The organism is Stenotrophomonas koreensis (genome assembly GCF_001431525.1).
Lineage (GTDB): Bacteria > Pseudomonadota > Gammaproteobacteria > Xanthomonadales > Xanthomonadaceae > Stenotrophomonas > Stenotrophomonas koreensis.
In genome coordinates this window covers 71,138-79,218 of record NZ_LDJH01000007.1, presented here as the reverse complement: position 1 = coordinate 79,218, position 8,081 = coordinate 71,138, and the positions used below count along the sequence as shown (strand labels likewise).

At 67.7% G+C, this 8,081-nt stretch carries 9 protein-coding genes; 3 read left to right on the top strand and 6 right to left on the bottom strand.

Annotated features, from left to right (window positions below):
• Window positions 1–170 precede the first annotated feature (170 nt).
• A complete protein-coding gene (locus ABB25_RS05150) occupies window positions 171–1,031 on the top strand; it encodes a PA4780 family RIO1-like protein kinase (RefSeq protein WP_057664626.1) in 861 nt (286 codons plus the stop codon).
• 35 nt (window positions 1,032–1,066) lie between these two features.
• Here ABB25_RS05150 and ABB25_RS05145 read toward each other — a convergent pair whose 3' ends face one another.
• From ABB25_RS05145 to ABB25_RS05130, 4 genes are all read right to left on the bottom strand, one after another.
• Entirely contained in the window at window positions 1,067–1,909 is an 843-nt protein-coding gene (locus ABB25_RS05145) for a formylglycine-generating enzyme family protein (protein WP_160319410.1), read from the bottom strand.
• Window positions 1,910–1,943: 34 nt separating this feature from the next.
• Window positions 1,944–2,378 (bottom strand): hypothetical protein, encoded by a 435-nt coding sequence (locus tag ABB25_RS14750; RefSeq protein ID WP_057664622.1) that lies wholly within the window; start codon window positions 2,376–2,378, stop codon window positions 1,944–1,946.
• 107 nt (window positions 2,379–2,485) lie between these two features.
• Complete coding sequence (locus tag ABB25_RS05135) at window positions 2,486–2,668, bottom strand: hypothetical protein (RefSeq protein WP_057664620.1); 183 nt, start codon at window positions 2,666–2,668, stop codon at window positions 2,486–2,488.
• A 171-nt stretch (window positions 2,669–2,839) separates the two neighbouring features.
• On the bottom strand, window positions 2,840–3,778 hold the full coding sequence (locus tag ABB25_RS05130) for a LysR family transcriptional regulator (protein WP_057664618.1): 939 nt from the start codon (window positions 3,776–3,778) through the stop codon (window positions 2,840–2,842).
• A gap of 110 nt (window positions 3,779–3,888) precedes the next feature.
• On the opposite strand from ABB25_RS05130, the gene ABB25_RS05125 reads away from it, so the two are divergent.
• Together ABB25_RS05125 and ABB25_RS05120 are read left to right on the top strand one after the other, a co-directional pair.
• Entirely contained in the window at window positions 3,889–5,400 is a 1,512-nt protein-coding gene (locus tag ABB25_RS05125) for an FAD-dependent oxidoreductase (protein WP_057664616.1), read from the top strand.
• Between the two features lie 3 nt (window positions 5,401–5,403).
• Window positions 5,404–5,595, top strand: coding sequence for a hypothetical protein (locus tag ABB25_RS05120; RefSeq protein WP_057664615.1), 192 nt, complete (start codon window positions 5,404–5,406; stop codon window positions 5,593–5,595).
• Between the two features lie 413 nt (window positions 5,596–6,008).
• Here ABB25_RS05120 and ABB25_RS05110 read toward each other — a convergent pair whose 3' ends face one another.
• Together ABB25_RS05110 and ABB25_RS05105 are read right to left on the bottom strand one after the other, a co-directional pair.
• A complete protein-coding gene (locus tag ABB25_RS05110; protein ID WP_057664611.1) occupies window positions 6,009–6,749 on the bottom strand; it encodes a GntR family transcriptional regulator in 741 nt (246 codons plus the stop codon).
• 21 nt (window positions 6,750–6,770) lie between these two features.
• Window positions 6,771–8,012 carry an acetyl-CoA hydrolase/transferase family protein gene (locus ABB25_RS05105; RefSeq protein WP_057664603.1) on the bottom strand — a complete coding sequence of 414 codons (1,242 nt, stop codon included), beginning with the start codon at window positions 8,010–8,012 and terminating at the stop codon, window positions 6,771–6,773.
• Between the last annotated feature and the right edge of the window lie 69 nt (window positions 8,013–8,081).

Here is an 8,081-nt window from a genome sequence, read left to right as displayed (position 1 = left end):
CCGCGCGCTGCTGCTGGCCAGCCCGCTGCGGCCCGGATGGTTGTGCGCAACCCACCGGCAGTGCCGGGGCAGACAGCCAGGGGCAGGTTTTTTTCCTCCGGCTTGGGCAACAATGGCGGGCCGGGCTTCCCACCCATTGCCGCGCTGGCGGCCTTTGCCGACGAGACACAGTGAAAACACCTGTACAACTTCAAGAATTGATCGACGACGGCGTTATCGACGAGGTACTGCGTCCGCTCAAGAGCGGCAAAGAAGCAGCGGTGTATGTCGTGCGTACCGGCGATCAGGTGCGCTGTGCCAAGGTCTACAAGGACATGGCCCAGCGCAGCTTCCAGCAGCGGGTGCAGTACCAGGAAGGGCGCAAGGTGCGTGGCAGCCGCGAGGCGCGGGCCATGGCCAAGGCCAGCAAGTACGGCCGCAAGCAGCAGGAACAGGAATGGAAGAACACCGAGGTCGATGCGCTGTACCAGCTGCGCGCCGCCGGTGTCCGTGTACCCGAGCCGTTTGGTTATTTCCACGGCGTGCTGGTGATGGAACTGGTCACCGATGCCGAAGGCTTCAGCGCCCCGCGTCTGGGCGAGGTGGCGCTGGAGGCCGGACAGGCGCGTGATTATCACCGCGTGCTGCTGGAGCAGATCAAGCTGATGCTGTGCTGTGGCCTGATCCATGGCGACTTGTCGCCGTACAACGTGCTCATCGGCCCGGATGGCCCGATCGTGATTGATTTCCCGCAGGTGGTCAGCGCGGCCGGCAACAATGCCGCGCGCACCATGCTGCTGCGCGACGTCAACAACCTCACCGCCTACCTGGGACGCAGCGCGCCGGAGCTGCTCGATACCTGGTATGGCGAGCAGATGTGGGAGCTGTTCCAGGCCGGTGACCTCTACCCGGATACCGTGCTCACCGGTGAGTACACCCCGGACGAAAGCGCGGTGGACCTGGACAGCGTGCGCGAGGCAATCAACGACGCGCGCGAGATGGCGCTGATCCGCGAGCAGGGCCGGCGCGCGGCCGAGGAAGAGGATTACTGAGCCTTGCCTGCCCGCCGCTCCCGGCGGGCAGTTGCTCAGCGTGGCAGGTCGCGGGCGACCCGGAAGCCGCTGGTGGTGTCGGCCCCGCCGGCATTGCCGGGGCGGCGGGCACTGGCCCGGCTGACCTGATCGAGCAGGTCGTGGCCACCGTTACGGAGCACGCGCCGGGCAAAGCCGTCACCGGCGCGGCAGCCACCGTTGCGCGCGCGTGCATCGGCCGGGCGCCCGGCATGGCTGTCGTGCCAGCAGTCCTGTACCCATTCGGCCACGTTGCCGCTCATGTCATGCAGGCCAAAGCGGTTGGCCTGCTTGCGTCCGACCGGCTGCTGCCAGTTGATACCCGTGCCATGGTCAGCATTGCCGGAGTACCAGGCCACCGCATCGGCATGGTTGCTCCCGCAGTACAGATGGCGGCCACCGGCACGGCAGGCATATTCCCATTCGGCCTCGGTGGGCAGCCGCCAGCCGCCGCGGCCGGCACTGTTGAGCCAGGCCACGAAGGCCTGTGCATCGTTCCAGCTGACCAGCACCACCGGTGCCTCCGGGCCACGGCGGTTGAACTCATGGAAGTGCTGGTGCAGGGTGTCCTGCGCGCCGGTCGCCTCGATGAAGGCCAGGTACTGGCCCAGGGTCACTTCGAACTTGCCGATGATGAAGCTGCCCACCCGGACGTTGACTGGCGGGCCTTCCTCGGCACCGGCCTGCGGATCGGCCGGTCGGCAGTCCGCGTCGCCGCACCCACCCATCACGAAGCTGCCGGCAGGCAAACGCATCGAGCGCAGGCCGATGCGTTCGGCCGGCGATGGGCCGGCCGCAGCGGCCGGCAACGGGCCCCGCGCCCAGGAGGGAGCAGGGCCGAGCAGGGCCAAGCCGAGCACGGCGGCCAGCAGCGGACGGGGCGCGCGGACATGCTCAGCGTGCCCGCAGCGACAGCACGAACACCCCGCCCAGCAGCCCGGCCAGCACCAGCAGGTACCAGTCCATCGGCGGCAATGGCTCGCCATCGGGCCAGTGGCGTGCCGGGCGGTCGGCCATGTACTTGATGCGGATGCTGCCATCGGCCAGCAGGTGTTCGATATCGCGCGGGCTCAATACCAGCGGGTAAACGAAGGCGGTGCCACTGTCGGGGGTGATGCGTACGTCCAGCTGGCCATCGCCGCTGGCAAACCACTGGTTGGCCTGGGTGGTGTACTTCGAGGCACGGGTGACCGTGGCCGCAATGCCGCCGGTCAGGGCGTGGCGGTCCACCACATCGGCGATGAAGCCGACCAGGCAGCCCAGCGCCATGAACAGCAGGACCGCGCGCAGGCGGTTGCGGCGGTACAGGGTATGGAAATCGTTGCTCATTGCATCGCCTTGCCCAGCAGGTACAACCCGAACAGCCCCAGGTAGATCAACGGCACCTTCTGCAACGACAGGCCCATGAAACGGTGCGGTTCCTCCCCGGGTTCGGCCTAACCGTTCAGACGGTTGCCCAGCCACCACAGCAGCGGGCTGCCGGCCAGCAGCAGGCCCCAGAACAGCTTCGCGCCCGCCGGGTGGTCAATATCTCCCAGCAGCATGACCACCAGTGCCAGGCAGGCAACAGGCAGCAGGATTCCGGCCAGGCCATAGCCCCGCCACGACAAAGAAAACATCGATTTCCCCCCAGGCTCATCAGCGGCAGGCATTTTCAAGGCGGCGGCATGACAAGCGCAATGGGCGCCTGTGACCAGCGGCCGGATGTCGGGATGCCTGGCCGCTGCCGGCCCTGCAGGCGGTTGATGCGGCCTGCCGGACGCCGCGGCAGGCGAGGGGGCGCGGTGTCTTCAACGCATCGACGGGCTGCCCACCTCGCGCACGCCGGCCATCTGCGCGGCATTGCGCAGGGCCTGCAGCAGCCGGGCCAGCGGGGCACTCTGCGGTTCGCCGGCGCGGGTGTAGGCCATCACCGGGCGCTGCCAGCTCATGCCCGGCACGTCCAGCGCGACCCAGTGCCCGCTGAGCAGTTCGGCGTGGGCAATGCGGCTGGGCAGCAAGGTGAGATAACCACCTTCGCGCACCAGGGCGCGCAGGAATTCCGGCGAGCCGGTGTCCATGGTGTTGGCCGGTGGCTGCAGCCCGGCATCGAGGAACTGCTGGCGGAAGGCGTGCTCGACCTCGCCCAGGCGGCGGCCGAAGATCCACGGCTGGTCGATCAGGCTGGCCAGCTGCAGGGCCCGCGTGCGCGCCAGCGGATGGCGCACGCTGGCCAGCACACGGTACTCATCGTGCATCAGCACTTCGCTGGCGATGCGCGGATCCGGTGGCTCCGCACCGGTGGTGTGCAGGGTCACCACCACGTCCAGTTCGCGCGCCAGCAGCGCCGGCAGCAGCTCCGGGGCAATGCCGCCGGCCACGTGCACGCCGATCTTCGGCCAGTGCCGGCGCAACGCCAGTACCGCCGGGGCGAGCAGTGAGCCGGCGGTGGACGGCCCGGTGCCGATGCGTACCTGGCCCTCGCTGCCGGTCTGCATCTCGGCCAGCCGGTCCTCGAAGCGGCGTACCGCGTCATCGGCGGTGCGCGCGTGGTCCAGCAGCAGGCGGCCGGCATCGGTGAGCACGGCCTGGCGGGTGCCGCGCTCGAACAGGCGCTCGCCCAGCTGCTGTTCCAGCGCATTGATGCCCTTGCTCAGCGCCTGCTGGGTGCGCCCGGTGGCGGCGGCGGCGCGGGTGAAGCTGCCATGTTCGACCACGGCAAGGAAGTAACGCAGCTGGCGCAGGTCCACGGGTTTGTCCTTTCAACAACCATTGGTTGTGGATCGTACGCAAATTGGTTGGCGATATGTACGGACATGTCCAACAGTAAGGACATTCGCAACCGCCCTGGGAGGGGAACATGGCCAGCCTGAATTCTGTCAAGCAGTGGGACCAGCAGTACGACCTCGTCATTGGTGGCTTCGGCCTGGCGGCGATGAGCGCGGCGATCGAGGCGCATGACGCCGACCCGAACCTGTCGATCCTGATCCTGGAAAAGGCCCCGGAAGCCGAAACCGGCGGCAACAGCCGCGTGGCCGGCCAGTCGCTGTTGATCACCAAGAATGCCAAGGTGCTGGCCGAGTACCAGCGCAAGATGAGCGTGGCCAACCCGATCCCGGAAGACATGCTGGTGCCGTGGTCCGAGGCGATGGAAGCGCTGGAGCCGTGGATCCAGGAGCGTGCGGCCCAGGCCGGTGCGCAGTACATCCATGGCACCGGCTTCTCCGAGCGCGATGCGGTGCTGGAATTCCCCGAGTTCGGCGCCCGCGAGGCGGTGCACTGCACCGCCACCATCCTGCCGCTGCCGTCGGGCGTGTACCTGGCCTTCCGCGAGAACATCCGCCAGCGCCCGCGCATCCAGATCGCCTATGAATCCCCGGTGCGTGACCTGATCCAGGACCCGGACACGCTGGAAGTGTTCGGCGTGGTCGCCGAGCAGAACGGTGCGCGCGTGAACATCCGCGCCAACAAGGGTGTGGTGATGGCCACCGGTGGCTTCGAGGCCAACCTGGACATGCAGCGCAACTACTTCGGCCTGTCCAACCCGGCGCCACTGGGCACCCCGCACAATACCGGTGACGGCATCAAGATCCTGCAGAAGGCCGGTGCCGACCTGTGGCACATGCGCAACCAGGGCCAGTCCGGTGGCATCTGGCCGGGCTTCAAGCCGGAAGGCTTCGTCAACGGCTTTTTGCGCAACTTCTTCTGGCAGAGCTTCAGCTGGATCGAGGTGGACGCCAACACCGAGCGTTTCTACAACGAAACCGCCGAGCTGCAGCTGACTCACTACAAGGAAAAGAAGCACGGCCATTGGGTCGATACCCCGCACTACCGTGCGCAGCCGGTGCACATGATCTTTGACCACAACACCTGCCAGTACAACAAGCTGGTGGTGGAAGTGATGAGCTGGAACCCGGTGGTGCGTGGCTACCAGTGGTCGGACGACAACTCGGCCGAAATCGCCAAGGGCTGGATCCAGAAGGCCGACACCATCGAGGAACTGGCGGTGCTGATCGGGCGTGACCCGGCCAAGCTGCGCGCGGAAGTGGACCGCTACAACGCTGCCTGTGCCGCCGGCAACGACGAGGCCTTCGGCCGCAATCCGCTGACCCTGCAGCCGATAGCCCAGGGCCCGTTCTACGGCGTGCGCATCGACCCGGTGATCGTCTGCACCGGCGGTGGTGCCCGTCGCAACATCAAGTCCGAGGTGCTCGACCACGCCGGCCAGCCGATCCCGCGCCTGTACGAGGCCGGCGAGATGGGCTCGATGTTCTCCGACCTGTACCAGAACGGTTCCTACCTGACCGAGGCGATGATCTCCGGCCGTGCCGCCGGCCGTGGCATCGTCGGCCTGAAGAACTGGGAGGGCTGAGCCATGAAGGTGGTGACCCCGATGACCAAGCTGGACGTGCGCATCAATGACGTCAAGGCCGAGGACGGCCTGCTGGTGATGGATGGCGTGGCCGGCATGATGCAGTGCAAGACCTCGCTGACTCCGGCCGAGTTCCGCCAGATGATGCGCCTGGCCCTGCGCCCGAGCGTGCTGGCGCTGCTGTTCAAGAAGTAAGCCCTGGCGGGCCTGGCCCTTGCCCGGCCAGGGTGCTGGCAGCCCGCCCGATGCGTCGATCCCTCCCCCGGGCGCATCGGCGGCTGCCGCACCCGGCACGCCAGGCCAGCCACCGTCGCAGGGCGAACGGCCGGCAACAAAAAGCCACCGCATGCGGTGGCTTTTTGTTGGTTCGCGAGTTCGCTTCCACAACAGCCTGCTGCAGGCGACGGCCTTTGTGGCTGTGCGCTGGCACGCGACAGGCCAACCAGACCGCGGCGGGGGCCGCTGCTGCAGCGGCCGGGAACCTGGCCTGCAACGGCGGTCAGCCTCGCGGCTTGATCAAGACCGTTGATCCCCACAACAGCCTGCTGCAGGCAGGCACCTTGGTGGGAGTGCGCTTGCGCACGATGCTTGTGCCTTGAGCGGCCAGCTCAGCGGTGGTTGCGCGAGAGCACCATCGAATAGGCAAAGCGGCCCGGCGGATGCAGGCTGGTGGCAATCAGCAGCAGCTTGCCCTGGGTATCGCGGTAACGGCGCTGCACGCGCATGGCCGGCTCGCTTTTCTTGATCCCCAGCTGGCGTGCGTCCTCGGTGCTGAAGGAAGTTGCATCGAACACCTGCTCGACCCGCGACAGCCGGGTCGGTTCCAGGAAGCGCGCCACCGCGCGCGCGGCGGTGGCCACATCCAGCAGCTTGTCCACCGGCACCGTGCTGCGCACCGGGATCCACATCTCGGTCACCGCCAGCGGCTGCCGGCTCGGTTCCTCCAGACGCAGGGTGTACAGGCGCAGGTAGTCCTTGCCTTCGGTGATTTCCAGCTGGCGTGCGATCTCGGCGCTGGCCGGCAGGCGCTGGGCGCTGATCACCTGCAGGCGGGTGGTGTTGCCGTACTGCAGCAGCAGGTCGACGGTGTCGATCTCGTGCTCGTAGCGCATCGCCACGTTCTGCGCGATCACCCGGGTGCCGGCACCGGGGCGGCGGTCGACCAGGCCGGCGTTGATCAGCTGGGTCAGCGCGGCGCGCGCGGTATGCCGGCTGACCTGGTAACGCTCGCACAGCTCCAGTTCGGTCGGCAGCAGGGTGCCCACCGGGTATTCGCCCTTCTCGATTGCCCGTTGCAGGGCATCACCGAGTTCGGCGTAACGGGGTTTGGTTCGGCGTGAGCCAGTCATCAGTGGCAGTCCTTGTCTTGTTCAGAGTGTCCGTGAGAGTTCATGCCAGGCGCTGCGCAGCTGCTCACGGTGCTCGGGGGCGGCAATGGCGATCAGGGCAGCAGCCCGTTGGTGTACATCCAGATGACGAAGGTCAGCCACGCCATGCTCGGTGACGATGCAGTCGGCATCGACCCGGGCAAGGCTTACCGGACCAGTGGGCAGCATCGGCACGATGCGGCATTGTCCCTTCGGGGTGCTGGCCGGGAGCGCAATGATGCCGCGCCCGGCAGCGCTTTGGCGAGCACCGGCAATGAAATCGGGCAGGCCGCCGACCCCACTCATTTGCCTGCCAGACAGGAACTCGCCGTTGACCTGGCCCAGCAGGTCCACCGACAGCGCGCTGTTGATCGCGTGCAGGCTGTCGATGCCGGCCAGGGTGGCGGCGGCATGGGTATGGCCGACCTCGCGGAACTGGATCTGCCCGCAGGCGCGGTACAGCGCCTGGCTGCCCAGGGCCACGCCACTGACCACCGCATCGTCGGCATCGGCCAGCGCGCCGGATTCGTACAGGCCGAGCAGGCCGTCGGAGACCATGCCGCTGTGGATGCGCATGCCGCGACGGTCGGCCACCGCGCGCAGCACCGCCGACTGCAGCCGGCCCAGGCCCAGCTGCAGGGTGGCGCCATCGTCGATCAGTCCGGCCACCTGCCGGGCCACCGCATCCATCGCCGGATCGGCCGGCGGGTCGGGCACTTCCAGCAGTGGCGCCTCGGCCTCGATGGCCGCGGTGATCGCGCTGTACGGGATGGACGGGCCACGGGTGCGCGGCATCAACGGGTTGATGTGCGCCAGCACCACGCGGGCCCTGGGCCAGGCCGCCGGGGTGAAATCGCAGGCGATGCCCAGCGAGCAGTTGCCGTGGGCATCGGGCGGGGCCACCTGCACCAGCGCCACGTCGAAGCGGGCCACCTCGCGCAGCCAGCGCCAGGTCGCCGAATAGGTCATCGGCAGGTAGTCCACCCGCCCGGCCAGCCAGCTTTCGCGCAGCTCGGCCGACAGGAAGATCGTGCGCTGGCGCGCCTGCGGGTGCAGCCCGGCAAAATCAAAACGGTTGACCGTGGGGATCTGCACGCCGCTGTAGCGGGTGCCGGCGCTGGCCTCTGGCTCGGACTGCAGCCATTGTTCAAACAGCAGCGAATGCCCGGCGCAGCCAGGGGCGTAGACCTCGCCGGCAGCGCGGATGTGGTCCAGGAAGCGGGAGCGGTCCAGCGCGTGTGGCATGCGTACATCCAATCAAGATCGATGCGCGGATCATATGATATGTCCGGACAAAGTTGGGTATGATCGAAA

What these genes read in the sequence shown, in the direction of transcription:
- ABB25_RS05135 (WP_057664620.1), bottom strand. Translation starts at nt 2,668, where the DNA reads ATGTTTTCTTTGTCGTGGCGGGGCTATGGCCTGGCCGGAATCCTGCTG.
- ABB25_RS05105 (WP_057664603.1), bottom strand. Translation starts at nt 8,012, where the DNA reads ATGCCACACGCGCTGGACCGCTCCCGCTTCCTGGACCACATCCGCGCT.
- ABB25_RS05125 (WP_057664616.1), top strand. Translation starts at nt 3,889, where the DNA reads ATGGCCAGCCTGAATTCTGTCAAGCAGTGGGACCAGCAGTACGACCTC.
- ABB25_RS05110 (WP_057664611.1), bottom strand. Translation starts at nt 6,749, where the DNA reads ATGACTGGCTCACGCCGAACCAAACCCCGTTACGCCGAACTCGGTGAT.
- ABB25_RS05120 (WP_057664615.1), top strand. Translation starts at nt 5,404, where the DNA reads ATGAAGGTGGTGACCCCGATGACCAAGCTGGACGTGCGCATCAATGAC.
- ABB25_RS14750 (WP_057664622.1), bottom strand. Translation starts at nt 2,378, where the DNA reads ATGAGCAACGATTTCCATACCCTGTACCGCCGCAACCGCCTGCGCGCG.